The sequence below is a fragment of the Citrobacter sp. 50677481 genome, assembly GCF_001463265.1.
GTDB lineage: Bacteria > Pseudomonadota > Gammaproteobacteria > Enterobacterales > Enterobacteriaceae > Citrobacter_A > Citrobacter_A sedlakii.
Genome location: NZ_LNHZ01000061.1, coordinates 38111 through 64098, shown reverse-complemented (window position 1 = coordinate 64098; position 25988 = coordinate 38111). Strand labels below are relative to the sequence as shown.

Genomic DNA, 25988 nt, shown 5'->3' with positions numbered 1-25988 from the left:
AGATAACACCCCTCACCCGGCGGGCGAGGGGAAGAGAATTAATGCGCTTTGGCGGTCTTCGCCGTTTTCTGCTTGCACAGATAACCGACGCCCAGGACCAGCAGCCATACGGGGATCAAATAGACTGAGATCGCCATTCCCGGCGTGATTAACATAATTACCAGTACCGCAGCCATAAACAGCAGGCAAACCCAGTTTCCGAGCGGATAGAGCAGAGCCGGGAAGCGCGTTTTAACGCCCTGTTGCTGTTTCGCGCGACGGAACTTGATGTGCGCCAGACTAATCATCGCCCAGTTAATGACCAGTGCGGAAACCACCAGCGCCATCAGCAGGCCAAACGCCGACTCCGGCGCCATATAGTTAATGAGTACGCACAGTGCGGTGACCAGCGCAGAAACCAGAATGGTATTGACCGGCACGCCGCGTTTGTCGACGGAAAGCAGCGCTTTTGGCGCGTTGCCCTGCTGCGCAAGGCCAAACAACATTCGGCTGTTGCAGTAGACGCAACTGTTATACACCGACAGCGCCGCGGTCAGCACCACGATGTTCAGCGCATTCGCCACAAAGGTGTCGCCCAGCTCGTGGAAGATAAGGACAAATGGGCTGGTGTCAGCGGTTACGCGCGTCCACGGCAGCAGGGAAAGCAGCACTGCCAGTGAGCCAACATAGAAGATCAGAATACGGTAGATAACCTGGTTGGTCGCTTTCGGAATGCTTTGCTCCGGGTTATCGGCTTCCGCCGCGGTGATCCCCACCAGTTCAAGCCCTCCAAAGGAGAACATAATGATCGCCATCATCATGACCAGCCCGGTCCAGCCATGCGGCAGGAAGCCGCCCTGTTCCCACAGGTTGCGCACGGTAGCCTGCGGGCCGCCGTTGCCGCTGAACAGTAGCCAGCCGCCGAACAGAATCATCGCCACCACGGCGATCACTTTAATAATGGCGAACCAGAATTCCATTTCACCAAACACTTTCACGTTGGTCAGGTTGATCGCGTTGATCAGCACAAAGAAAGCCGCCGCCGAGACCCAGGTCGGGATCTCCGGATACCAGAACTGGATGTATTTACCGACGGCGGTCAGTTCCGCCATCGCGACCAGCACATACAACACCCAGTAATTCCAGCCTGAGGCAAAACCGGCAAAACTGCCCCAGTACTTATAGGCAAAGTGGCTGAACGAACCGGCAACCGGCTCCTCCACAACCATTTCCCCTAACTGACGCATGATCAAAAAAGCGATAAACCCTGCGATCGCATAACCCAGAATGATACCGGGACCGGCTGACTGGATAACGGAGGCGCTTCCCAGGAACAGGCCTGTCCCGATTGCGCCGCCCAGCGCGATTAGCTGGATATGGCGGTTTTTTAGCCCGCGCTTAAGCTGCTCGCCGTGCTGCTGACTGTCCATCATGAAACCTCGTGTGTGGTGCGCTCTTTCTGTGATGAGCGTTTATGTAGTAACGACGCAGGATGCGTGTGTAAGTTAACAATTCCGTTTGTTGTATTTTTTTGTTTACAGTTGTGTTTAATGAAATGTCGCCGGAACTCTTTTGTCTGGATAAGAATAATGGTATGCGCAGGCGAATGCACCTGCTTTATGAATGGTTGATGACGAGTTGCATAAAAAGAAAGCAGATGTAACAGCCCTTCGTTAATCTCACACGCCATATCTCAGCCCAACAAATTGCGTAATGATTTATTTTATTTGCATGAATATGCGAGTGAATCGGTTCAATTTGGATTTTATTTCGTTTCAATAAGGTTAAAACTGGCGCGGGGTCGGTAAATTTAACATTTGTGCATAGTTACATGTTTGAAACGTTATTTCTGTAATGTTGTTAAAATGTGCGTGGTTTCCTGATTTCAATCAAAACCTGTATGGACAGAAGGTGAATACTTTGTTACTTTAGCGTCACAGACATGAAATTGGTAAGACCAATTGACTCCGGGCAAATGGCTTAAGACAGGACATCATGGCCTACAGCAAAATCCGCCAACCAAAATTATCCGATGTGATTGAGCAACAGCTGGAGTTTTTGATTCTTGAGGGCACCTTGCGCCCCGGCGAAAAACTCCCACCGGAACGCGAACTGGCGAAACAGTTCGACGTCTCCCGTCCCTCCCTGCGTGAGGCGATCCAACGTCTCGAAGCGAAGGGCCTGTTGCTTCGTCGCCAGGGCGGCGGCACTTTTGTTCAGAGCAGCCTGTGGCAGAGCTTCAGCGACCCACTGGTAGAATTGCTCTCCGATCATCCTGAATCCCAGTTTGACCTGCTCGAGACGCGCCACGCGTTGGAAGGCATTGCGGCCTATTACGCGGCGCTGCGCAGCACGGACGAAGACAAAACGCGGATTCGCGAACTGCACCATGCGATTGAGCTGGCGCAGGAGTCGGGTGACCTGGACGCTGAGTCCGATGCGGTTCTGCAATATCAAATTGCTGTCACCGAAGCGGCACACAATGTGGTTTTGCTCCATCTGCTAAGGTGTATGGAGCCGATGTTGGCCCAGAATGTCCGGCAAAACTTCGAATTACTCTATTCGCGTCGCGAGATGCTTCCGCTGGTGAGCAGTCACCGCACCCGTATTTTCGAAGCGATCATGGCCGGTAACCCCGAGGAGGCGCGCGAAGCATCGCATCGCCACCTGGCGTTTATCGAAGAGATATTGCTGGACAGAAGCCGTGAGGAAAGTCGTCGTGAACGCGCCTTACGCCGTCTGGAACAGCGCAAGAATTAGTTTTTTCTGGCAGCTCGTTTACCAGAAGATGTTGTTAATAAAGCGCAAAAATGTGCGCGGCAACTAAACGCAGAACCTGTCTTATTAAGCTTTCTGACGAAAGTTTAATGGGACAGGTTCCAGATAACTCAACGTATTAGATAGATAAGGAATAACCCATGTCAGAACGTTTCCCAAATGACGTGGATCCGATCGAAACTCGCGACTGGCTACAGGCGATCGAATCGGTCATCCGTGAAGAAGGTGTTGAGCGCGCTCAGTATCTGATCGACCAACTGCTTTCCGAAGCCCGCAAAGGCGGCGTGAAAGTGGCGGCAGGTGCAGGGGCAAGCAATTACATCAACACTATTGCCGTTGAAGATGAACCGGAATACCCGGGCAATCTGGAGCTGGAGCGTCGTATTCGTTCTGCTATCCGCTGGAACGCTATCATGACGGTACTGCGTGCGTCTAAAAAAGACCTCGAGCTGGGCGGCCACATGGCATCCTTCCAGTCTTCCGCAACCGTATATGACGTTTGCTTCAACCACTTCTTCCGCGCCCGCAACGAGCAGGATGGCGGCGACCTGGTGTATTTCCAGGGCCACATCTCGCCGGGCGTTTACGCACGCGCATTCCTGGAAGGCCGTCTGACCGAAGAGCAGATGGATAACTTCCGTCAGGAAGTGCATGGCAACGGCCTGTCTTCCTACCCGCACCCGAAACTGATGCCGGAATTCTGGCAGTTCCCGACCGTCTCTATGGGGCTGGGTCCAATCGGCGCTATTTACCAGGCTAAATTCCTGAAATATCTGGAACACCGTGGCCTGAAAGACACCTCCAAACAGACCGTTTACGCCTTCCTGGGCGACGGTGAAATGGACGAGCCGGAATCCAAAGGCGCTATCACCATCGCGACCCGCGAAAAACTGGACAACCTGGTCTTCATCATCAACTGTAACCTGCAGCGCCTGGACGGCCCGGTCACCGGTAACGGCAAAATCGTTAACGAACTGGAAGGCATCTTCGACGGCGCGGGCTGGAACGTGATTAAAGTCATGTGGGGCGGTCGTTGGGATGAGCTGCTGCGTAAAGATACCAGCGGTAAGCTGATCCAACTGATGAACGAAACCGTTGACGGCGACTACCAGACCTTCAAATCAAAAGACGGTGCTTACGTGCGTGAGCACTTCTTCGGCAAGTATCCGGAAACCGCCGCGCTGGTGGCAGACTGGACTGATGAGCAGATCTGGGCCCTGAACCGTGGCGGCCACGATCCGAAGAAAGTCTACGCTGCGCTGAAAAAAGCGCAGGAAACCAAAGGCAAAGCGACTGTCATCCTCGCCCATACCATTAAAGGTTACGGCATGGGCGACTCTGCCGAAGGTAAAAACATCGCCCACCAGGTGAAGAAAATGAACATGGACGGCGTTCGCTACGTCCGCGATCGTTTCAACGTGCCGGTATCCGATGCTGACATTGAAAAACTGCCGTACATCACCTTCCCGGAAGGTTCTGAAGAGCACAAGTACCTGCACGAACGTCGTCAGGCGCTGCACGGCTACCTGCCGAGCCGCCAGCCGAACTTCACCGAGAAGCTGGAGCTGCCGACCCTGGAAGATTTTGGCGCGCTGCTGGAAGAGCAGAACAAAGAGATCTCCACCACTATCGCTTTCGTTCGCGCCCTGAACGTGATGCTGAAGAACAAGTCGATCAAAGATCGTCTGGTTCCGATCATCGCCGACGAAGCGCGTACCTTTGGTATGGAAGGTCTGTTCCGTCAGATCGGTATTTACAGCCCGAACGGCCAGCAGTACACCCCGCAGGACCGTGAGCAGGTTGCGTACTACAAAGAAGACGAGAAAGGTCAGATCCTGCAGGAAGGTATCAACGAGCTGGGCGCAGGTTCTTCCTGGCTGGCGGCTGCGACCTCTTACAGCACTAACGATCTGCCGATGATCCCGTTCTACATCTATTACTCCATGTTCGGGTTCCAGCGTATCGGCGACCTGTGCTGGGCAGCGGGCGACCAGCAGGCGCGCGGCTTCCTGATTGGCGGTACTTCCGGTCGTACGACCCTGAACGGCGAAGGTTTGCAGCATGAAGATGGTCACAGCCATATTCAGTCTCTGACTATCCCGAACTGTATCTCTTACGATCCGGCTTACGCATACGAAGTGGCGGTCATCATGCATGACGGTCTGGAGCGCATGTACGGTGAAAAACAAGAGAACGTTTACTATTACATCACCACGCTGAACGAAAACTACCACATGCCGGCTATGCCGGAAGGCGCTGAGGAAGGTATCCGCAAAGGTATCTATAAACTCGACACCCTCGAAGGTAGCAAAGGTAAAGTTCAGCTCTTAGGCTCGGGTTCTATCCTGCGTCACGTCCGTGAAGCGGCAGAGATCCTGGCGAAAGATTACGGTGTGGGTTCTGATGTATACAGCGTGACCTCCTTCACCGAACTGGCGCGTGACGGCCAGGATTGTGAGCGCTGGAACATGCTGCACCCGCTGGAAACTCCGCGCGTACCGTACATCGCTCAGGTGATGAACGACGCACCGGCTGTCGCATCAACTGACTATATGAAACTGTTTGCTGAACAGGTTCGTACTTATGTACCGGCAGATGATTACCGCGTACTGGGTACCGACGGTTTCGGTCGCTCTGACAGCCGTGAAAACCTGCGTCATCACTTCGAAGTGGATGCGTCCTACGTGGTGGTAGCGGCACTGGGCGAACTGGCTAAACGTGGCGAAATCGATAAGAAAGTGGTTGCGGATGCAATTACCAAATTCAACATCGATGCAGAAAAAGTTAACCCGCGTCTGGCGTAAGAGGTAAAAGAATAATGGCTATCGAAATCAAAGTACCGGACATCGGGGCAGATGAAGTTGAAATCACCGAGATCCTGGTCAAGGTTGGCGACAAAGTTGAAGCTGAACAGTCGCTGATCACCGTAGAAGGCGACAAAGCCTCTATGGAAGTTCCGTCTCCGCAGGCTGGCATCGTCAAAGAGATCAAAGTCTCCGTTGGCGACAAAACCGAGACCGGCAAACTGATCATGATTTTCGATTCCGCCGACGGTGCAGCTGACGCTGCGCCTGCTCCGGCAGAAGAGAAGAAAGAAGCGGCCCCGGCGGCGCCTGCTGCAGCGGCAGCGAAAGACGTTCACGTGCCGGACATCGGCGGTGATGAAGTTGAAGTCACCGAAATCATGGTCAAAGTGGGGGACACCGTTGCGGCGGAACAGTCTCTGATCACCGTTGAAGGCGACAAAGCTTCGATGGAAGTACCGGCGCCGTTCGCAGGTACCGTGAAAGAGATCAAGATCAACACCGGTGACAAAGTGTCCACTGGCTCTCTGATCATGGTCTTCGAGGTGGCGGGTGCTGAAGGCGCTGCGGCGCCAGCAAAAGCGGAAGCGGCTCCGGCTGCTGCGCCGGCTGCGGCTGGCGGCGCGAAAGACGTTAACGTACCGGACATCGGCGGTGACGAAGTTGAAGTGACCGAAGTGATGGTCAAGGTCGGCGACAAGGTTGAAGCCGAGCAGTCCCTGATCACCGTAGAAGGTGACAAGGCTTCGATGGAAGTACCGGCGCCGTTCGCGGGTACCGTTAAAGAAATCAAAATCAGCACCGGCGACAAAGTCAAAACCGGTTCTCTGATTATGGTCTTCGAAGTGGAAGGCGCGGCGCCTGCTGCGGCTCCGGCTAAGCAGGAAGCGGCAGCGCCGGCGGCGAAAGCTGAAGCCCCTGCTGCGGCGCCTGCGGCAAAAGCGGACGGCAAATCCGAGTTCGCTGAGAACGACGCTTACGTCCATGCCACCCCGCTGATTCGCCGCCTGGCGCGCGAATTCGGCGTGAATCTGGCGAAAGTGAAGGGTACAGGCCGTAAAGGTCGTATCCTGCGCGAAGACGTTCAGGCTTACGTGAAAGACGCGGTGAAACGCGCTGAAGCTGCACCTGCTGCAGCCGCTGGCGGCGGTATCCCGGGCATGCTGCCATGGCCGAAAGTGGACTTCAGCAAGTTCGGTGAAATTGAAGAAGTGGAACTGGGCCGTATCCAGAAAATCTCTGGTGCGAACCTGAGCCGTAACTGGGTGATGATCCCGCACGTTACGCACTTCGACAAGACCGATATCACCGATCTGGAAGCGTTCCGTAAACAGCAAAACGCTGAAGCTGAAAAACGCAAACTGGACGTCAAATACACGCCGGTTGTGTTCATCATGAAAGCCGTTGCTGCTGCGCTTGAGCAGATGCCACGCTTCAACAGCTCACTGTCTGAAGACGGTCAACGCCTGACGCTGAAGAAATACATCAACATCGGTGTTGCGGTTGATACCCCGAACGGTCTGGTGGTTCCGGTCTTTAAAGACGTGAACAAGAAGAGCGTGACTGAGCTTTCCCGTGAACTGACCACGATCTCGAAGAAAGCGCGTGACGGCAAACTGACTGCGGGCGAAATGCAGGGCGGTTGCTTCACCATCTCCAGCATCGGCGGCCTGGGCACCACCCATTTCGCGCCGATCGTCAACGCGCCGGAAGTCGCTATCCTTGGCGTTTCCAAGTCTGCGATGGAGCCGGTGTGGAACGGTAAAGAGTTTGTGCCGCGTCTGATGATGCCGATCTCTCTCTCCTTCGACCACCGTGTGATTGACGGTGCTGATGGTGCGCGTTTCATTACCATCATTAACAATATGCTGTCTGACATTCGCCGTCTGGTGATGTAAGCAAAAAAAGCCGGCCCGACGGCCGGCTTTTTTCTGGTAATCTCATGTTGTCATTGGGGTTATTGGTGCTAAAGATAAATCGTTGCCGTTTTGTTGTTTCAAAATTGTTAACAATTTTGTAAAATACGGGCGGATAGAACGACCCGGTGGACGATGGGCGACAAGACCAGGGATCGCCGGAAATCAATTAAGAGGTCATGATGAGTACTGAAATCAAAACTCAGGTCGTGGTACTTGGGGCAGGCCCGGCAGGTTACTCTGCAGCCTTCCGTTGCGCTGATTTAGGTCTGGAAACCGTAATCGTAGAACGTTACAACACCCTCGGTGGTGTCTGTCTGAACGTCGGCTGTATCCCTTCTAAAGCGCTGCTGCACGTTGCGAAAGTGATCGAAGAAGCCAAAGCGCTGGCTGAACACGGTATCGTCTTCGGTGAGCCGAAAACTGATATCGACAAGATTCGTACCTGGAAAGAGAAAGTTATCACTCAGCTGACCGGTGGTCTGGCGGGTATGGCCAAAGGCCGTAAAGTGAAAGTGGTCAACGGTCTGGGTAAATTTACCGGGGCGAACACCCTGGAAGTGGAAGGTGAAAACGGCAAAACCGTAATCAACTTCGACAACGCGATCATCGCGGCGGGTTCCCGTCCGATCCAACTGCCGTTTATTCCGCATGAAGATCCACGCGTCTGGGATTCCACTGACGCTCTGGAACTGAAAACCGTTCCTAAGCGCCTGCTGGTTATGGGCGGCGGTATCATCGGCCTGGAAATGGGAACCGTGTACCATGCGCTGGGTTCAGAGATTGACGTGGTTGAAATGTTCGACCAGGTGATCCCGGCGGCTGACAAAGATATCGTTAAAGTCTTCACCAAGCGCATCAGCAAGAAATTCAACCTGATGCTGGAAACCAAAGTGACTGCCGTTGAAGCGAAAGAAGACGGTATCTACGTTTCCATGGAAGGCAAAAAAGCGCCTGCTGAAGCCCAGCGTTACGACGCGGTGCTGGTGGCGATTGGCCGTGTGCCGAACGGTAAAAACCTTGACGCCGGTAAAGCGGGCGTGGAAGTGGACGACCGTGGCTTTATCCGCGTTGATAAACAGCTGCGCACTAACGTGCCGCACATCTTCGCTATCGGCGATATTGTCGGTCAGCCGATGCTGGCGCATAAAGGCGTCCATGAAGGCCATGTTGCCGCTGAAGTTATCGCCGGCAAGAAACACTACTTCGACCCGAAAGTGATTCCGTCCATCGCCTACACTGAACCAGAAGTGGCGTGGGTCGGTCTGACCGAGAAAGAAGCGAAAGAGAAAGGCATCAGCTACGAAACCGCCACCTTCCCGTGGGCTGCTTCTGGCCGTGCTATCGCTTCCGACTGCGCGGACGGCATGACCAAGCTGATTTTCGACAAAGAGTCTCATCGTGTCATTGGTGGTGCGATTGTCGGTACTAACGGCGGCGAGCTGCTGGGTGAAATCGGTCTGGCGATCGAAATGGGTTGCGACGCGGAAGACATCGCGTTGACCATCCATGCTCACCCGACGCTGCACGAATCCGTGGGGCTGGCGGCTGAGGTGTTCGAAGGCAGCATCACCGACCTGCCGAACCCGAAAGCGAAGAAGAAATAATCTTCCCGGTTCGATTGTAAGCCCGATAAGCAACGTGCCGTCGGGCAAATAAAAAGCGGCTTGTAAGCCGCTTTTTTGTGTCTGCTAGTTAACAGGCTTCCACGGTTCATCTTCACTGTATTGATTTATTGCCGTAACGCGCTTCTCCGTCTCTTTCCCTAAATCAGCCTGATACACCCGATCATCCTGATTCACCATAAAGCTCATGACCCCTGTCTCTCCCCACGAGACGGGCCAGGCCAGAAGGGCAAAACCTTTGTCGTTGTCGTTGGCAATTACGCGGAACCGATAACCATGGTAACCCTCGGCGTGACGATCGGAACTGAACGCCGGGCCTAACGGGCTGGGCCTTTCGCCTGGCCGCGTTGGCCAGTAAAGCCCATCCTGCTGACCTTCGCTGCTGATCAGTCTGGTCGCGAACATCTGCTTGCGCTGCCAGTAATCATACTGGGCATCCACATAGGCGCGCATGGCCTGAATAGCCGATAGCTCATTACGGCCAATGGCGCGCGTGAGGATCTCTTCCTGCGCGGCGGCCATATCGAAATGCCATCCCGCTGCGGACCTCACGACAGGAACAGGAAGCTGCCAGCCTTCTTTCCCCACGTTCAGATGCGCAACGTTGTCGTTTTGCACCACCTGATGGCTGATTTTCCAGTCGCGGTTAAAACGCGCGACCGCTTCCGGGTCGGCGCCCTCCGGCGGGAGAAATTGCCGCCAGTTATCCCCTAAAAGCGCGGTGAGCTGCGTGTCGTTTTTACTGGCGATTGCGGAGGCGAAGGCGTTGGCCGCCTCGTCCGGCGAGGCGAAGTTCTGCTGCGCATAGCCCATCAGCGGCAGTGAGAACAGAAGGGCGCTAAACAGGATATTTTTCATTATCGGCTCCGATCAACGACGACGAAATTCATGATGCTCAGATATATGTTCACGCGTGGTGGCGCGCTGCTCATCGCTTAAGTGGCTGATACGACGGCTTTCCTGACCGCGTCGCTGCTGCGATTGCCAGTCTGGCGAACGGCTGTCGTTGCCGCTAAACACATTGGCATGATGTTGCCGGAACGTCTGGCGCTGCTCAGGCGTGGCGGAGGCGATTCGCTGACGCGCGTTGTCCCTCTGCTGTTCTGAAAGCGGGTGCTGCTGTACCTTCGTTTTACGCGCTTCACGGTGCTGTTGCTGCTGCCCAACTGTCGGTTTATGTACCGTCTGGTGATGAGCGCTGGCGCGATCCGTATCGTAGCCGCGGTAATTATTGCGCTGGGCAATCTGGTTTAACTGCTGCGAGGCGGCGTTACGCTGGACGTCACGTGAAGATGTCTGACGCTGTTGCAACTGCGCCATTGCCGCCTGGCGCTGGCTGTCACGGCTGGCTGGAGCGGGCTGCGGCGTTGCGCTTAACCCACCGCTGACGCTGGTCTGATGAAAACGCTGTGCGGTGGCGCTGTTGCGGTAGGGAACGCCGTCACGGTATGCCGGATTATGGCGCCAGGTCAGATTCTGTTCTTTCAGGTTCTGCCCGGTGATACGGTTGAAGTTGTTAACGTTAATGTTGATGTTATCGCCGTTATGCTGATAACCGTCATGATGAGAGTCACCATCATCATGATGGTGATGATCGTCATCATGGTGGTGGTCATCGTCGTCGTCCCAGTCAATATTGCTGAACAGCGCGTAAGTGGTGGCAACGCCGAGGCTGTAACCGAAGCCTCGTACAAAGCTGCTGGCGAACTGCTCTCCCGGAGGCGGCGGCAGGTAGACGGGCGGATAAGCCGTATTTGGCCAGGCGCCGTACACCGTTGTGGGGTTGTAGTTGGGTACGTAGACGACCTGCGGGTCTGCCGGTTCAATTTTAATGACCGTCGGCGTGGTCGACTGCACGTTCGTGGTCTGGGACGTTGACGAGGCCTGTGTGGCGACGTTTTTCTTTGGCGTACTGGTGACGGTTTGCTGCGGCGTGGATTTCAGTGAACCCGTCTGCTGCGCCAGTTGACGCAGTCGCTGTACCGCATCCATCACATCCTGCGGTTGCGCCAGAAAGGCGTCGCCCAGATTTTGCACCCATTCCGGGTTTTCTCCCATCAACGCCATCAGTTGCGGAAACGCCACCAGTGATTTCACGCTCGGGTCCCAGGGTTGTCCGGAAACGGCCTGAATCGCAGCATCGCCCTGCAACGTGGGATTATCACGCGACCATTGTTCCGCCTGCACCACGTTTGCCGGGTAGGTGGCGGCCATTAACACCTGGGACAGCAGCGGATCGGGATACAGCGCCACGGGGGCGACCCATTGATCGATTTGCGCGGTGGTAAATGTGGGTTTCGCCACCGGCGCGGCGGGAGCAGGCGCAGACGCGGTGACAGGAACCGGCTGAGTGGGGGCTTCTGGCGTCCGGCTTTTTACATACATCACGCCAGATGCGGCGAATAACCCAGCGCTACAGACCAGCGCCAGCACGTGGGGTTTGAAGGGCAACGTCATTTTCTTACTCCCGATTCCTGAAGAAATCGCTATGGTCGAATTGCTGCCACCCGCAGGTGCAGTGTTGCGTGAGTATAAAGAGACGATAGTTTAATTTTTGACTAATCTTGGGATCGTTACAGCTGAGTGATTATTAAAATCGAAAATAATGTGTCCATTCGTAACAGTGCTTCCTGCCCTTTAAGGGATACCGAAAAGCGCATTAGACCATCCTTAACGATTCAGCCACTTTTTTATGTTGCTTTTTTGTAAACAGATTAACACCCCACTAAAATCCTGTTATTCTGCCCGTTGCGGTACCGGGCATTTACCCTACTAACTGCTGTCTCACAGGAGCGTGAAGAAAATCGCCCATCGATAAAAGCGCCGCACTATGACAATGAGAGCGAGGAGAACCGTCGTGCTAGAAGAATACCGTAAGCACGTAGCTGAACGTGCCGCCGAGGGGATTGTGCCCAAACCCTTAGATGCAACCCAAATGGCCGCGCTCGTCGAGCTGCTGAAAAACCCGCCTGCGGGTGAAGAAGAATTCCTGTTAGACCTGTTAATCAACCGTGTTCCCCCTGGCGTCGATGAAGCCGCCTACGTTAAAGCGGGTTTTCTCGCTGCCGTCGCCAAAGGCGAAACGACCTCCCCGCTGGTTACGCCAGAAAAAGCCATCGAACTGCTTGGCACCATGCAGGGTGGTTACAACATCCATCCGCTGATTGACGCGCTCGACAACGACACGCTGGCACCGATTGCCGCCAAAGCGCTGTCCCATACCCTGCTGATGTTCGATAACTTCTACGATGTGGAAGAAAAAGCCAAAGCGGGTAACGCATTTGCAAAACAGGTGATGCAGTCGTGGGCGGATGCCGAATGGTTCCTGAACCGTCCACCGCTGGCCGAAAAAATGACCGTTACCGTGTTTAAAGTCACCGGTGAAACTAACACCGACGATCTGTCCCCGGCGCCGGACGCCTGGTCCCGCCCGGATATCCCGTTGCATGCGTTAGCGATGCTGAAAAACACCCGTGAAGGTATCGAACCGGATCAGCCTGGCGTGGTCGGCCCGATCAAACAAATCGAAGCCCTGCAGCAAAAAGGCTTCCCGTTGGCCTACGTCGGCGACGTCGTGGGGACCGGCTCTTCCCGTAAATCCGCCACCAACTCTGTGTTGTGGTTCATGGGCGATGACATTCCGCACGTGCCGAACAAGCGCGGCGGCGGCCTGTGCCTCGGCGGTAAAATTGCCCCTATCTTCTTTAATACCATGGAAGACGCGGGCGCGCTGCCAATTGAAGTGGATGTGAGCAACCTGAACATGGGCGACGTGATTGACGTTTACCCGTACAAAGGGGAAGTGCGTAACCATGAAACCAACGAACTGCTGGCCACGTTTGAGTTAAAAACGGACGTGCTGATCGACGAAGTGCGCGCCGGTGGCCGTATCCCGCTGATCATCGGTCGTGGCCTGACCACCAAAGCGCGCGAAGCGCTGGGTCTGCCGCATTCAGACGTGTTCCGTCAGGCGAAAGATGTAGCGGAAAGCAGCCGCGGCTTCTCGCTGGCGCAGAAAATGGTTGGCCGCGCCTGCGGCGTAACCGGTGTCCGTCCTGGCGCGTACTGCGAGCCGAAGATGACTTCCGTTGGTTCTCAGGACACCACCGGCCCAATGACCCGTGATGAACTGAAAGACCTGGCGTGCCTGGGCTTCTCCTCTGATCTGGTCATGCAGTCCTTCTGCCACACTGCGGCGTATCCGAAGCCGGTCGACGTCACCACGCACCACACGCTGCCGGACTTCATCATGAACCGTGGCGGCGTGTCGCTGCGTCCGGGCGATGGCGTGATCCACTCCTGGCTCAACCGTATGCTGTTGCCGGATACCGTGGGCACCGGCGGTGACTCCCATACCCGTTTCCCGATCGGCATCTCCTTCCCGGCGGGCTCCGGCCTGGTGGCGTTCGCCGCGGCGACCGGCGTGATGCCTCTCGACATGCCTGAGTCCGTGCTGGTGCGCTTTAAGGGCAAAATGCAGCCGGGCATCACCCTGCGCGATCTGGTTCACGCCATCCCGCTGTATGCCATCAAACAGGGTCTGCTGACCGTTGAGAAGAAAGGTAAGAAAAACATCTTCTCTGGCCGCATCCTGGAAATCGAAGGTCTGCCGGATCTGAAAGTCGAGCAGGCGTTCGAGCTGACCGACGCCTCTGCCGAGCGTTCTGCTGCCGGTTGCACCATCAAGCTGAACAAAGAGCCGATCATTGAGTATCTGAACTCCAACATCGTCCTGCTGAAGTGGATGATTGCGGAAGGCTACGGCGATCGTCGCACTTTGGAACGCCGTATTCAGGGCATGGAAAAATGGCTGGCGGATCCGCAGTTGCTGGAAGCCGATGCTGACGCAGAGTACGCGGCGGTAATCGACATCGATCTGGCGGATATCAAAGAGCCGATCCTGTGTGCGCCAAACGATCCGGACGATGCGCGTCTGCTTTCCGACGTACAGGGCGAGAAGATCGACGAAGTGTTTATCGGTTCCTGTATGACCAACATCGGTCACTTCCGTGCGGCCGGTAAGCTGCTGGATGCGCACAAAGGCCAGTTGCCGACCCGTCTGTGGGTCGCGCCGCCAACTCGCATGGATGCCGCGCAGCTCACGGAAGAGGGCTATTACAGCGTCTTCGGTAAGAGCGGCGCGCGTATCGAAATTCCGGGCTGTTCGCTGTGCATGGGTAACCAGGCGCGCGTGGCTGACGGCGCGACGGTGGTCTCCACCTCTACGCGTAACTTCCCGAATCGTCTGGGGACCGGGGCGAACGTCTTCCTGGCTTCTGCGGAGCTGGCGGCGGTTGCGGCGCTGATCGGTAAACTGCCGACGCCGGAAGAGTATCAGACCTATGTGGCGCAGGTGGATAAAACCGCTGTCGATACTTACCGCTACCTGAACTTCGACCAGTTGTCTCAGTACACCGAGAAAGCTGACGGGGTGATCTTCCAGACGGCAGTGTAGTTTTGATGGTTTTCCCGTGCCGGACAGGCGTTACGCCGCCATCCGGTACGGGTTAATCTGACGGCTGCGCTTATCAGGCCCACAGGCTGAGACAACCCATCGCAACGGCGGTGGGTTTTTTTATTTTCATTCCTCCCGCCTCTCACGCTTTTTTTCTTCCTCTCTGCTGCGATAATTAGCTCAAGGGCTTTGCAGAGGAACACCTTATGGATTACGAATTTCTGCGCGATGTTACCGGTGGGGTAAAAGTGCGTATGTCGATGGGCCACGAAGTGGTCGGGCACTGGTTTAATGAAGAAGTGAAGGATAACCTGGCGTTGCTCGATGAAGTGGAACAGGCCGCACGCGCGGTAAAAGGCAGTGAACGTTCCTGGCAGCGGGCGGGTCATGAATACACGCTCTGGATGGACGGCGAGGAGGTGATGATCCGCGCAAACCAGCTGGAGTTTACGGGCGATGAGATGGAAGAAGGCATGAACTACTACGATGAAGAGAGCCTGTCGCTGTGCGGCGTGGAGGATTTTCTTCAGGTGGTGCGGGCTTATCGGGATTTTTTAGCGCAATCCTGAGTGAATTCAATCATCCACAAGGCCGGACGCCAGTGTCCGGCTTTTTTTTAACCGTAAAAGTCCTTGTTGATTTTTATTAATCATTTTGAATCTGTGATCTGGCGCGTTTGTGCTTTAGATTTGATTAAATATAATCTTTGTGATTTTATTTAATCACAACATAACAACAGGCGGGAAGACCATGAACATCAAAAAGGCAATAGAACGCGTACCCGGCGGCATGATGGTTGTGCCACTGGTGATCGGCGCCATTATCAATACCTTTGCCCCACAGGCGCTGGAGATTGGCGGGTTCACCACCGCGCTGTTCAAAAACGGCGCGGCGCCGCTGATTGGCGCCTTCCTGCTCTGTATGGGGGCGGGGATTAGCGTGAAAGCCGCACCTCAGGCGCTGTTGCAGGGCGGTACGATAACCCTGACCAAACTGCTGGTCGCCATTGCGATTGGCCTGGGCGTTGAGCATCTGTTTGGTGCGGAAGGGATCTTCGGCTTAAGCGGCGTGGCGATCATTGCGGCGATGAGTAACTCAAACGGCGGGCTTTACGCGGCGCTGGTGGGGGAGTTTGGCAACGAGCGTGATGTCGGCGCTATTTCCATTCTGTCTCTGAATGACGGGCCGTTCTTTACGATGATCGCGCTGGGCGCGGCGGGTATGGCGAACATACCGATCATGGCGCTGGTCGCGGTGCTGGTTCCGCTGGTGGTGGGGATGATCCTCGGTAACCTTGATCCCAACATGCGCGACTTCCTGACCAAAGGGGGACCACTGTTGATCCCATTCTTCGCGTTTGCGCTGGGTGCGGGGATCAACCTTGAAATGCTGCTGCAGGGCGGTCTGGCAGGCATTCTGCTTGGCGTACTGACCACCTTCGTCGGCGGTTTCTTTAACATTCGCGCCGACCGTCTGGTGGGGGGAACCGGCATTGCCGGCGCGGCGGCCTCCAGCACCGCCGGGAACGCGGTGGCGACGCCGCTGGCGATTGCCCAGGCAGACCCGTCGCTGGCGGAAGTAGCTGCCGCTGCCGCCCCGCTGATTGCCGCATCGGTGATCACAACCGCGATTCTGACGCCTGTCCTGACCTCGTGGGTCGCCAAAAAGCAGGCGCGTCAGGTCGCTGAGGAGAAAAAAGCATGAAGATGATCGTTATCGCCGACGACTTTACGGGCTCTAACGATACCGGCGTGCAGTTGGCGAAGAAAGGGGCGCGAACGGAAGTGATGCTGACGCCGGAGCAAAAGCCCTCGCGTCGTGCCGATGTGCTGGTGATCAACACCGAAAGCCGCGCGATACCCGCAGAGCAGGCGGCGAAAGCGGTAGCGCAGGCGTTAGCGCCCTGGTGCGAAGGTGAGACGCTCCCGCTGGTATACAAGAAAATTGATTCCACCTTTCGCGGCAACGTCGGCGCGGAAGTGACGGCGGCGATGCGTGCCGCCAACCGGACGCTGGCGGTGATCGCGGCGGCGATCCCGGCTGCCGGGCGCACCACCCGTGACGGATTATGTCTGGTCAACGGTACGCCGCTACTGGAAACCGAATTTGCCAGCGATCCGAAAACGCCGATTCTCTCCTCGCGCATTGCGGAGCTGATTGCGCTACAAAGCAATATCCCGGTACATGACGTGTCGCTCGATGACGTGCGACGCGGACAGCTCAGCGCGTTGCTGAGGGCTTTTGCCGCCGAGGGGGAATGTATGGTGGTGGTCGATGCGGTAGAAGATCGCGATCTGTCGCTGATTGCCCAGGCTATTTGTGAACAGGCTACGCTGCCGCTGCTGGTCGGCGCTGCCGGACTGGCGAACGCGCTACCGGTCAGAATGTTCATGCAGGAGAAGCAGGAACTTCCGGTGCTGGTGGTGGCCGGATCGATGAGCGAAGCCACGCGGCGGCAGGTTGAAAAAGCGCTCTGCCAGGCGCGCGCCAGCGTGGTGGACATTGATGCCTCACGGCTGATTTCGGCGCAGGCCGAACAGGAAATCGCCGCGGTGGTGGAGCAGGCCTGCGCGCTGCTCGGCCGCCAGCAGCACACGATTCTCCGCACCAGCCGGAGCGCGGACGATCGGCAGATGATCGACGCGCTGTGTACTGAAGCAGGCGTGAGCCGCCAGCAGCTTGGTGAGATGCTCAGCCAACGCCTCGGGACCATTACGCTGCGCATTATCGAACAGGCGCGTATTGGCGGGCTGTTCCTGACCGGAGGAGATATCGCCACTGCGGTTGCCAGCGCGCTTGGCGCGGAAGGCTATCGCATCCAGAGCGAGGTCGCGCCCTGCATTCCCTGCGGGACGTTTGTGAACAGCGAAATCGACGACCTTCCGGTGATCACGAAAGCAGGCGGATTCGGTTCAGACAGCACCCTTTGTGATGCGCTTTATTTTATTGAGGAGATGTACAGTGGTAACTAAAACAATTGCGATTACGATGGGCGATCCGGCGGGTATCGGTCCGGAAATTATTGTCAAAGCGCTTTGTGAAGATGAACTTAACGGCGCGCCGCTGGTGGTGGTGGGATGCCTGCAAACCCTCAAACGTTTGCAGGCCAAAGGGCTGGCGGAAGGGGTGACCTTTCGCGCGATTGACGGTGTCACGCAGGCGCGATTTACGCCGGGCGTGATTCACGTCATCGACGAGCCGCTGGCGCAGCCGGAGGCGCTGGAGCCAGGTAAAGTGCAGGCCGAGGCGGGCGATCTGGCCTACCGTTGCGTAAAACGTGCGACAGAGCTGGCACTGAAAGGCGATGTACACGCCATCGCCACCGCGCCGCTGAATAAAGAAGCGCTGCATCTGGCGGGGCATCATTACCCGGGACATACCGAACTGTTGGCGACGCTGACCGAAAGCCGTGACTATGCGATGGTGCTTTACACCGACAAGCTGAAGGTGATCCACGTTTCGACCCATATTGCGTTACGCAAGTTTCTCGACACCCTCAACGGACAACGCGTGGAGACGGTCATCGGCATCGCGGATCGCTTTCTGAAGCGTGTTGGTTTCGCCCAACCGCGCATCGCCGTTGCCGGGGTCAATCCCCATGCAGGTGAAAACGGTCTGTTTGGCGATGAAGAAATTCGCATTGTGTCGCCAGCCATTGAAAACATGAAGGCGAAGGGAACAGACGTTTACGGCCCATGTCCGCCGGACACCGTGTTTTTACAGGCGTACGAAGGCCAATATGACATGGTGGTGGCGATGTACCACGATCAGGGGCATATTCCGCTCAAACTGCTCGGTTTCTATGATGGCGTGAACATCACCGCCGGTCTGCCGTTTATTCGTACCTCTGCCGATCACGGGACGGCGTTTGATATCGCCTGGACGGGAAAAGCAAAATCTGAGAGCATGGCCGTATCGATTAAACTGGCAATGCAACTGGCGTAATTTCCTGTTATGAAAGGACAACACCGTCTGGATAAGATTGTGGCGTATTTGAAAAATCATACGCTGGTGACCGTGGAACAGCTGGTAGATGCGGTAGAAGCATCGCCCGCGACGATCCGACGCGATCTGATCAAGCTGGATGAACAGGGCGTGATCAGCCGCAGCCACGGCGGTGTTGCTCTGCGGCGTTTTGAACCGGCGCAACCCACAACCAATGAAAAGCAATTACGATCGCCTGCTGAAAAGCGGGCGATCGCGCGTTTTGCCGCCTCAATGGTACAGGCGGGCGACGCAGTGGTGTTGGACGCCGGCACCACCATGCTGGAGTTGGCAAAATGCCTGACTCATCTGCCGCTCAGGGTGATCACCGTCGATCTGCATATCGCCCTGTTTTTGTCCGAGTTTCGCCAGATTGAAGTCACCATTGTGGGTGGCCGCATTGATGACAGCAGTCAGTCCTGCATCGGCGAGTTTGGTCGCAAAATGTTGCGTAGCGTCTATCCCGATATCGCCTTCATGAGCTGTAACACCTGGAGTATGGAAAAGGGCGTCACGACGCCGACGGAAGACAAGGCAGGACTGAAGCAGGAGATTATCGCTAACGCCCAACGCAAGGTTCTGCTGGCCGACAGCAGCAAATATGGCGCGCATTCGCTGTTCAACGTAGCGCCGCTGAGCCGTTTTACCGATGTGGTGACCGATGTGAATCTGCCATTCCCTGTCCAGGCTGAGCTGAAAGCCCACTCCGTGGCTCTTACGCTGGTACAGCCTGAAATTTAAAGGGAGCGATCACCGCTCTCAGGGCGGGCGACACGTTGCGACGCGGATAATACAAAAACGCCCCATCCAGGCGAAAACTGTGGTTCTGTAGCATCCGGATAAGCCTGCCGTGGGCTAAATCTTCACGAACTCACTCCTTGGGGACGTAGGCCAGACCGGGGCCTAATCTTGCCGCCTGCGCTTCCATATCACTGTCAGATAGCGCCCATCGTCCCTGGCGGGGCCGACCACGGCCATGTCCATATCGGGCGAAACACTTCGGGCGAAACACAGAACCGATTTGCCGGATGACGCCATCCGGCACGTTGGTAAACGTTACACCGCCGGGATATTGCGCCCGTAGTAAATCTCACGCATCTCTTTCCAGAGCGCCGCGGTAATGTCTTTGCGCTCGGCTTCGGTCAGATCTTCCGGTCGGGTATGGAACATATAGTGCTTAAGATCGAACTCTTTAAGCAGCATTTTGGTATGGAAAATATTTTCCTGGTACACATTGACGTCCACCATGTCATACAGCGACTTCATGTCTTCAGACATAAAGTTCTGAATAGAGTTGATCTCATGGTCGATGAAGTGCTTCATGCCGTTAATGTCGCGGGTAAAGCCGCGAACACGGTAGTCGATGGTCACGATATCGGACTCAAGCTGGTGGATCAGGTAATTTAACGCTTTAAGCGGGGAAGTCACGCCGCAGGTTGACACTTCGATATCCGCGCGGAAGGTGCACAAACCGCCTTCCGGATGGCTTTCCGGGTAGGTATGCACGCAGATATGACTTTTATCGAGATGGGCGACCACTGCTTCCGGTAGGGGACCTGGATGCTCGGTGTTATCGATAAGCCGCGGATCGACGGGTTCTTCGCTCACCAGAATGGTGACGCTGGCGCCCTGCGGTTCGTAGTCCTGACGGGCGATGTTCAGAATATTGGCGCCAATGATGGAGCAGGTTTCTGACAGGATTTCGGTCAGACGATTGGCGTTATACAGTTCATCGATATAGGCGATGTAGCCGTCGCGCTCTTCGGCGGTTTTGGCGTAGCAGATATCATAAATACAAAAACTCAGACTTTTGGTCAGGTTGTTAAAGCCATGCAGTTTCAGTTTTTTCAATTTCTTATCTTCTCCTTAGGACGACGAGGCGGTCAGTGCGTCTAGCAGATACTGGGGTAAGGCAAAGGCTGCTGTATGGATAGCCGGGTTGTAATAGCGGCACTTCAGACCTGAGGTGTGGAAACGCGCCTGGATGATTTCGGTCGACAGGCTACGTAGCGCGTCGTTATCGGACGCCCAGGCGAAGGTCATGATGCCGCCATAATAGGTGGGAATGGCTGCCTGATAAAACCCGACGTCGGCGAAGTAATGGCTGAGCTTGCGGTGGCTGTCGACAGCTTCGTCCTGTTGCAGGAAGCATACGCCGTTCTGGGCGACAAAGATCCCGCCGGGGGTCAGGCAGCGTTTGCAGCCTTCGTAGAACGCCGAGGTGAACAGGCTCTCGCCGGGGCCGATCGGATCGGTGCAATCGGAGATGATCACATCAAAGGTTTGCTGCGTCTGGTTGACGAAATTAACGCCGTCGTCGATCACCAGGGTAAAACGCGGATCGTCATAGCTGCCAGCGTTGTGCGCAGGCAGATACTGGCGGCAGAAAGAGACCACGCCCGCATCGATCTCCACCATGGTGATGGTTTCAACGTTTTTGTGGCGGGTGACTTCACGCAGCATCGCACCGTCGCCGCCGCCAATAATCAGCACGTGCTTCGCGTGGCCGTGGGCCAGTAGCGGAACGTGAGTCATCATTTCATGATAAATGAACTCATCGCGCTCGGTAGTTTGCACCACCCCGTCCAGCGCCATGACGCGGCCAAAGGCGGCGTTTTCGAAGATGATCAGATCCTGATGTTCGGTCTTCTCGTGATAAAGCACGTTATCGACGGCAAAGTACTGTCCAAACTGGTCGTGTAGCGTTTCATGCCACTGCTGTTTGTCGGCCAAAGGTTGATACCTCCATTGTTAACACCCGTTAAAAAGGGCGCAACATAATAGCTAACTATGACCGCGGATGCACGGTCATGATGTCAACAACAGGGTAGCATGATTTTATTTGACGTAGGCGAGCAGGCTCAGCGAGTCGCGCGCCAGCGCTTTGCATTTTTTAGCGACGGGAATACCGATACCGCTCAGATCGCGATAGCTGTCTTCGCCGAGCGATTTCATATCGAAGGAGTCGTAATTACTGAGGTCCCACTGGTTTTGCTGAGCAAAAAAGACCAGCGCGCGCCGAATTTGCCCGTTGGGTAAATTCTGGTAGCCGCAGTCATTTTTCAGAAAAACAAAAACGGCTGTTAAATCGGCCATATCTTCGGCTTCAGATTCACTGAGCGCATAACTGTTCGCGCAAACAGCCATCAGACTGCTGAACAGCACGGTTCTGAAAAACGTCTTCATTGCTTCTACCACGGCATCACGGAAACTAAACGTTAGCACACTGTTGGCAAGGCGACGACTTTTATTATTGTTCAGCGTGATGTCATAAACTTGACCTTCCCGTAAGGGGAGGGTCTATGCTCAAGGATTGGGCTGTTTTCGCCTGCTGCAAAATAAGGAAGTGATTATGCAACGTCGTGATTTCTTAAAATATTCTGTGGCGCTTGGGGTGGCGTCGGCTTTGCCGCTGTGGAGCCGCGCTGTTTTTGCCGCTGAGCGCCCTGCGCTTCCCATTCCGAATCTTCTGACTACCGATGCCCGTCATCGTCTCTCGTTGACGATTCAGGCAGGGCAGTCAACGTTTGCCGGGAAGACGGCGACGACCTGGGGTTATAACGGCAACATGCTTGGTCCGGCCCTGAAATTACAGCGCGGTAAAACGGTGACGGTGGATATTCATAACCAACTGGCGGAAGAGACCACGGTGCACTGGCATGGGCTGGAAGTGCCGGGCAACGTGGATGGCGGCCCGCAGGGCATTATTCCCGCCGGGGGAAAACGCACCGTGACCTTTACGCCCGAACAGCGCGCGGCGACCTGCTGGTTTCATCCCCATCAGCATGGCAAAACCGGGCGTCAGGTGGCGATGGGGCTGGCCGGTCTGGTGATGATTGAAGACGACGAGATCCACACACTGCTGTTGCCGAAACAGTGGGGCATTGACGATGTGCCGGTCATTGTTCAGGACAAGCGCTTTACCGACGCCGGGCAGATAGACTATCAACTGGACGTCATGACTGCCGCCGTCGGATGGTTTGGCGATACGCTGCTGACCAATGGGGCGCTTTACCCACAACATGCTGCGCCGCGCGGCTGGCTGCGTCTGCGTCTGCTCAACGGTTGTAACGCCCGTTCGCTTAATTTTGCGACCAGCGATAAGCGTCCATTCTATGTCATTGCCAGCGATGGCGGCCTGCTGCCTGAGCCGGTAAAAGTGGCTGAACTGCCGATGTTGATGGGCGAACGCTTTGAGGTGCTGGTGGACGTGAGCGACGGTAAGCCGTTCGACCTTGTGACCCTGCCGGTCAGCCAGATGGGGATGGCGGTCGCGCCGTTTGATAAGCCGCACCCGGTGATGCGCATTCAGCCAGTGGCGGTAAACGCCTCCGGGACGCTGCCGGACACGCTCGCGACATTGCCAGCCCTGCCGTCGCTTGACGGGTTGACCGTACGTAAATTGCAGCTATCTATGGACCCGATGCTTGACATGATGGGCATGCAATTGCTGATGAAGAAGTATGGTCCGCAGGCGATGTCGGGTATGAATCATGGCCAGATGCAGGGGCATAAGGGCCATATGCAGCACGGCGGTATGGATAAGATGAACCACGGCGGGCATGTTGACTTCCACAATGCCAATATGATCAACGGCGTCGCCTTTGACATGAACAAACCGATGTTTGCCGCCAGCAAAGGACAACATGAACGTTGGGTGATTTCTGGCGTTGGCGACATGATGCTGCATCCGTTCCATATTCACGGTACGCAGTTCCGTATTCTGTCAGAAAATGGACAGCCGCCAGTGGCGCATCGCCGCGGATGGAAGGACACGGTTCGGGTTGAAGGCGGGGTGAGTGAAGTGTTAGTGAAGTTCGATCACGACGCGCCAAAAGAACATGCTTATATGGCGCATTGTCATCTGCTGGAACATGAAGATACGGGGATGATGTTAGGATTTACCGTATAAAAATGCCGGGGGCGGCTGTGATGGCGCCCCCGGCGGTATGCCCGGCGTTACCCGGGCATAAGCGTTACTTCTCGCCGTCCGGTAGGGCATACGCGACAATATAGTCGCCCATCTTCGTACCAAACGAACCGTGACCCCCGGCGGAAATCACCACGTATTGCTTACCGTTGACCTCATAGGTCATCGGCGTCGCCTGGCCCCCTGCGGGCAGACGACCCTGCCACAGTTTTTCCCCGTTGCTCATGTTATAAGCTCGCAGGTAGTTATCGGCAGTCGCGGCAATAAACAGCACGTTACCGGCGGTTGAGATAGGTCCGCCGAGCATCGGCATTCCCATATTAAAGGGAACCGGAACCGGCATCGGGAACGGCATACTGTCCTGCGGCGTACCAATGCGTTTCTTCCAGACGATTTCGTTGGTTTTCAGATCCAGCGCTGAGATATACCCCCAGGCCGGTTGCTTACACGGCAGACCAAACGGTGACAGGAACGGATTCAGCGTCACGCCGTAGGGCACACCGTACTGTGGCTGAATACCCGACTCGGTGCCGGTGCCTTTGGCGTCTTTCGGCTGCTCCATCGGGTTACCCGGACCACGCGGGATCAGCTTCGAAACGAACGGCAGCGCCATCGGGTTGGCAATCGCCACCTGACGGTTGGGATCGACGGAGATACCGCCCCATTCGAACATCCCGAGGTTACCCGGGAACACCAGCGTACCCTGCTCAGATGGCGGGGTGAAGATACCTTCATAGCGCAACTGGTGGAACATCACGCGGCACACCAACTGGTCGAACATGGTGGCGCCCCACATATCCGCACCGGTCAAATCTTTCGTCGGACGGAAGCTCAGCTCGGAGAACGGCTGGGTTTTGGTGACGTAGTCGCCTTTTGCGGCGCCCTGCGGTACCGGGGTTTCCGGCGCCGGGACGACCAGCTTGCCGTTACGACGGTCAAGGACAAAAATGTTGCCGGTTTTCGCCGGGGCGTAGACAACAGGCACGGTCTGGCCGTTGACGGTAATATCCGCCAGCGTCGGTTGAGCGGGCAGGTCCATATCCCACAGATCGTGGTGAACGGTCTGATAGCTCCACGCGAGCTTACCGGTAGTGGCATTCAGCGCCAGAACGGAGCTGGCGTAGCGTTCCTGCTCCGGCGTACGGTGGCCGCCCCAGATATCCGGCGTGGAGACGCCCATCGGCAGATAAACCAGGTCCAGCTTCGCATCATAGGCCGCAGGCGCCCACGAGTTCGGTGAGTTAAAGGTGAAGGTGTGCTCATCCGAAGGAATGGCATTTGGATCTTTCGCACCCGGATCGAACGCCCACAGCAGTTTACCGTTGTTAACGTCGAAACCGCGGATCACTCCGGACGTTTCGCGGGTGGAGAAGTTATCGGTGACCGACCCGGCAATCACAATCGTTTTATCGGTAATGATTGGCGGCGAGGTCGGTTCGTACAGACCCGGCGTTTGATCCGGCATATTGGTTTGCAGGTTCAGCACGCCTTTGTTGGCAAAGGTTTCGCACAGCTTGCCGTTTTCCGCGTTCAGCGCAATCAGACGTCCATCGTTTACCGGCAGGATGATGCGGCGCGGACAGTCGGCAATCACTTCCGGAGAGGCTGTGTCGGCCTTCGCTTCATGGTAGGAGACGCCGCGGCAGGTGACGTGCTGGAAAGACTCGTTCGGTTTCAGTTCCGGGTCGTAATGCCATTTCTCTTTCCCCGTCGCCGCATCCAGCGCGAACAGTCGCTGGTGGGCGGTGCACAGATACAGCGTGTCACCCACTTTGATAGGCGTGACTTCGTTAGTCAGTTCGCCCGGATCGTCCGGCTGCTTCAGGTCGCCGGTACGAAACACCCACGCTTCCTTCAGCTTGTGGACGTTATCGGCGTTAATCTGCTTCAGCGGTGAATAGCGCTGGCCTTCCTGGTTGCGCCCGTAGGCAGGCCAGTCACCGTCAGCCACCGGCGAGATAGGCTCGGCTGGCGTCGACTCGGCGCTGAGCGTGCCGTCAATTTCCTGCGGATCGTTGAAGCCCGCCCAGGTCAGGATCCCGCCGCTGATCAGCAGGGCGACCAGCAGGGCGGCGACCGCGCCGCCGGAAGGAATTATCAGGCGACGCCAGACAAAAGGTAAAATCAGCCAGATGCCGAAGAAGACAAGAATGTCGCTGCGCGGCGTCAGCGCCCAGAAGTCGAAGCCGACTTCCCATACGCCCCAGATCAGAGTGGCGAGCAGCAGAGCGGCATACAGCCACAGCGCGGAGCGCTTGCTGCGCCAGAGCAGCCAGGCGACGCCCAGCATCGCCAGACCGGCGATCGGGTAGTACCAGGAGCCGCCGATAGCGACCAGCCAGCCGCCGCCGATCAGTAAATACAGCCCGCAGAGCGCGGCAAAGAGGGCCGTTAGCGTCACGAGAAGCCGTGGCGAACGTGCATTGTTTTCAGCCATAAAAAGACACCATCTCAATTTGTTAAATTTTTAATAGCAATTAATTATAGGATTTAACATGTGTGATCGTCATCACAAAA

Annotated in this window: 18 protein-coding genes and 1 pseudogene; 11 read left to right on the top strand and 8 right to left on the bottom strand. The window is 56.0% G+C overall.

The window, feature by feature from the left end; all coding sequences use genetic code 11:
* Positions 1–38 precede the first annotated feature (38 nt).
* On the bottom strand, positions 39–1412 hold the full coding sequence (gene aroP, locus APU02_RS16860) for an aromatic amino acid transporter AroP (protein ID WP_120714903.1): 1374 nt from the start codon (positions 1410–1412) through the stop codon (positions 39–41).
* A gap of 562 nt (positions 1413–1974) precedes the next feature.
* Here aroP and pdhR point away from each other — a divergent pair.
* The 4 genes from pdhR (at position 1975) to lpdA (ending at position 9084) form a co-directional block, all read left to right on the top strand.
* Positions 1975–2739 carry a pyruvate dehydrogenase complex transcriptional repressor PdhR gene (pdhR, locus tag APU02_RS16855; protein WP_042290003.1) on the top strand — a complete coding sequence of 255 codons (765 nt, stop codon included), beginning with the start codon at positions 1975–1977 and terminating at the stop codon, positions 2737–2739.
* Positions 2740–2897: 158 nt separating this feature from the next.
* Positions 2898–5561 (top strand): pyruvate dehydrogenase (acetyl-transferring), homodimeric type, encoded by a 2664-nt coding sequence (gene aceE / locus APU02_RS16850; protein WP_042290001.1) that lies wholly within the window; start codon positions 2898–2900, stop codon positions 5559–5561.
* A gap of 14 nt (positions 5562–5575) precedes the next feature.
* A complete protein-coding gene (aceF, locus tag APU02_RS16845; RefSeq protein WP_060570719.1) occupies positions 5576–7459 on the top strand; it encodes a pyruvate dehydrogenase complex dihydrolipoyllysine-residue acetyltransferase in 1884 nt (627 codons plus the stop codon).
* Between the two features lie 200 nt (positions 7460–7659).
* Positions 7660–9084: a dihydrolipoyl dehydrogenase gene (lpdA, locus tag APU02_RS16840; RefSeq protein ID WP_042290330.1), complete on the top strand. Its 1425-nt coding sequence runs from the start codon at positions 7660–7662 to the stop codon at positions 9082–9084.
* Between the two features lie 84 nt (positions 9085–9168).
* Here the strand turns inward: lpdA and APU02_RS16835 are convergent, their stop codons facing one another.
* Positions 9169–9960 carry a DUF2950 family protein gene (locus tag APU02_RS16835; RefSeq protein WP_060570718.1) on the bottom strand — a complete coding sequence of 264 codons (792 nt, stop codon included), beginning with the start codon at positions 9958–9960 and terminating at the stop codon, positions 9169–9171.
* 12 nt (positions 9961–9972) lie between these two features.
* On the bottom strand, positions 9973–11559 hold the full coding sequence (locus tag APU02_RS16830) for a DUF3300 domain-containing protein (RefSeq protein ID WP_060570717.1): 1587 nt from the start codon (positions 11557–11559) through the stop codon (positions 9973–9975).
* A 400-nt stretch (positions 11560–11959) separates the two neighbouring features.
* Here APU02_RS16830 and acnB point away from each other — a divergent pair, with 400 nt between their 5' ends.
* From acnB to APU02_RS16800, 6 genes are all read left to right on the top strand, one after another.
* Positions 11960–14557: a bifunctional aconitate hydratase 2/2-methylisocitrate dehydratase gene (gene acnB, locus APU02_RS16825; protein WP_060570716.1), complete on the top strand. Its 2598-nt coding sequence runs from the start codon at positions 11960–11962 to the stop codon at positions 14555–14557.
* Between the two features lie 206 nt (positions 14558–14763).
* Complete coding sequence (gene yacL / locus APU02_RS16820) at positions 14764–15126, top strand: protein YacL (RefSeq protein ID WP_042289991.1); 363 nt, start codon at positions 14764–14766, stop codon at positions 15124–15126.
* A gap of 181 nt (positions 15127–15307) precedes the next feature.
* A complete protein-coding gene (locus tag APU02_RS16815; RefSeq protein WP_042289988.1) occupies positions 15308–16261 on the top strand; it encodes a 2-keto-3-deoxygluconate permease 1 in 954 nt (317 codons plus the stop codon).
* A complete protein-coding gene (locus APU02_RS16810; RefSeq protein ID WP_060570715.1) occupies positions 16258–17529 on the top strand; it encodes a D-threonate kinase in 1272 nt (423 codons plus the stop codon). Before APU02_RS16815 ends, APU02_RS16810 begins: the two co-directional genes overlap by 4 nt.
* On the top strand, positions 17519–18502 hold the full coding sequence (locus tag APU02_RS16805; protein ID WP_082636854.1) for a D-threonate 4-phosphate dehydrogenase: 984 nt from the start codon (positions 17519–17521) through the stop codon (positions 18500–18502). Before APU02_RS16810 ends, APU02_RS16805 begins: the two co-directional genes overlap by 11 nt.
* A gap of 9 nt (positions 18503–18511) precedes the next feature.
* On the top strand, positions 18512–19282 hold the full coding sequence (locus APU02_RS16800; protein ID WP_060570714.1) for a DeoR/GlpR family DNA-binding transcription regulator: 771 nt from the start codon (positions 18512–18514) through the stop codon (positions 19280–19282).
* Here APU02_RS16800 and APU02_RS27010 read toward each other — a convergent pair.
* The 4 genes and pseudogenes from APU02_RS27010 to APU02_RS16785 all read right to left on the bottom strand — a co-directional run.
* Positions 19257–19508: pseudogene (locus tag APU02_RS27010) on the bottom strand (LysR substrate-binding domain-containing protein); the annotation flags it as partial. The gene APU02_RS16800 and the pseudogene APU02_RS27010 sit on opposite strands and share 26 nt — an antisense overlap.
* A gap of 89 nt (positions 19509–19597) precedes the next feature.
* Positions 19598–20392: an adenosylmethionine decarboxylase gene (speD, locus tag APU02_RS16795; protein ID WP_060570713.1), complete on the bottom strand. Its 795-nt coding sequence runs from the start codon at positions 20390–20392 to the stop codon at positions 19598–19600.
* A gap of 15 nt (positions 20393–20407) precedes the next feature.
* Positions 20408–21274, bottom strand: coding sequence for a polyamine aminopropyltransferase (gene speE, locus APU02_RS16790; protein WP_060570712.1), 867 nt, complete (start codon positions 21272–21274; stop codon positions 20408–20410).
* 105 nt (positions 21275–21379) lie between these two features.
* Positions 21380–21727 carry a YacC family pilotin-like protein gene (locus APU02_RS16785; protein WP_042289971.1) on the bottom strand — a complete coding sequence of 116 codons (348 nt, stop codon included), beginning with the start codon at positions 21725–21727 and terminating at the stop codon, positions 21380–21382.
* A gap of 166 nt (positions 21728–21893) precedes the next feature.
* Between APU02_RS16785 and cueO the strand changes: the two genes are divergently transcribed.
* The gene (cueO, locus tag APU02_RS16780; RefSeq protein WP_060570711.1) at positions 21894–23453 is read left to right on the top strand and encodes a multicopper oxidase CueO; all 1560 of its coding nucleotides are present in this window, start codon (positions 21894–21896) and stop codon (positions 23451–23453) included.
* 64 nt (positions 23454–23517) lie between these two features.
* Here cueO and APU02_RS16775 read toward each other — a convergent pair whose 3' ends face one another.
* The gene (locus tag APU02_RS16775) at positions 23518–25908 is read right to left on the bottom strand and encodes a pyrroloquinoline quinone-dependent dehydrogenase (protein ID WP_042289966.1); all 2391 of its coding nucleotides are present in this window, start codon (positions 25906–25908) and stop codon (positions 23518–23520) included.
* Positions 25909–25988: the final 80 nt, after the last annotated feature.

What these genes read in the sequence shown, in the direction of transcription:
- aroP (WP_120714903.1), bottom strand. Translation starts at nt 1,412, where the DNA reads ATGATGGACAGTCAGCAGCACGGCGAGCAGCTTAAGCGCGGGCTAAAA.
- pdhR (WP_042290003.1), top strand. Translation starts at nt 1,975, where the DNA reads ATGGCCTACAGCAAAATCCGCCAACCAAAATTATCCGATGTGATTGAG.
- aceE (WP_042290001.1), top strand. Translation starts at nt 2,898, where the DNA reads ATGTCAGAACGTTTCCCAAATGACGTGGATCCGATCGAAACTCGCGAC.
- aceF (WP_060570719.1), top strand. Translation starts at nt 5,576, where the DNA reads ATGGCTATCGAAATCAAAGTACCGGACATCGGGGCAGATGAAGTTGAA.
- lpdA (WP_042290330.1), top strand. Translation starts at nt 7,660, where the DNA reads ATGAGTACTGAAATCAAAACTCAGGTCGTGGTACTTGGGGCAGGCCCG.
- APU02_RS16835 (WP_060570718.1), bottom strand. Translation starts at nt 9,960, where the DNA reads ATGAAAAATATCCTGTTTAGCGCCCTTCTGTTCTCACTGCCGCTGATG.
- APU02_RS16830 (WP_060570717.1), bottom strand. Translation starts at nt 11,559, where the DNA reads ATGACGTTGCCCTTCAAACCCCACGTGCTGGCGCTGGTCTGTAGCGCT.
- yacL (WP_042289991.1), top strand. Translation starts at nt 14,764, where the DNA reads ATGGATTACGAATTTCTGCGCGATGTTACCGGTGGGGTAAAAGTGCGT.
- APU02_RS16815 (WP_042289988.1), top strand. Translation starts at nt 15,308, where the DNA reads ATGAACATCAAAAAGGCAATAGAACGCGTACCCGGCGGCATGATGGTT.
- APU02_RS16810 (WP_060570715.1), top strand. Translation starts at nt 16,258, where the DNA reads ATGAAGATGATCGTTATCGCCGACGACTTTACGGGCTCTAACGATACC.
- APU02_RS16800 (WP_060570714.1), top strand. Translation starts at nt 18,512, where the DNA reads ATGAAAGGACAACACCGTCTGGATAAGATTGTGGCGTATTTGAAAAAT.
- APU02_RS16785 (WP_042289971.1), bottom strand. Translation starts at nt 21,727, where the DNA reads ATGAAGACGTTTTTCAGAACCGTGCTGTTCAGCAGTCTGATGGCTGTT.
- cueO (WP_060570711.1), top strand. Translation starts at nt 21,894, where the DNA reads ATGCAACGTCGTGATTTCTTAAAATATTCTGTGGCGCTTGGGGTGGCG.
- APU02_RS16775 (WP_042289966.1), bottom strand. Translation starts at nt 25,908, where the DNA reads ATGGCTGAAAACAATGCACGTTCGCCACGGCTTCTCGTGACGCTAACG.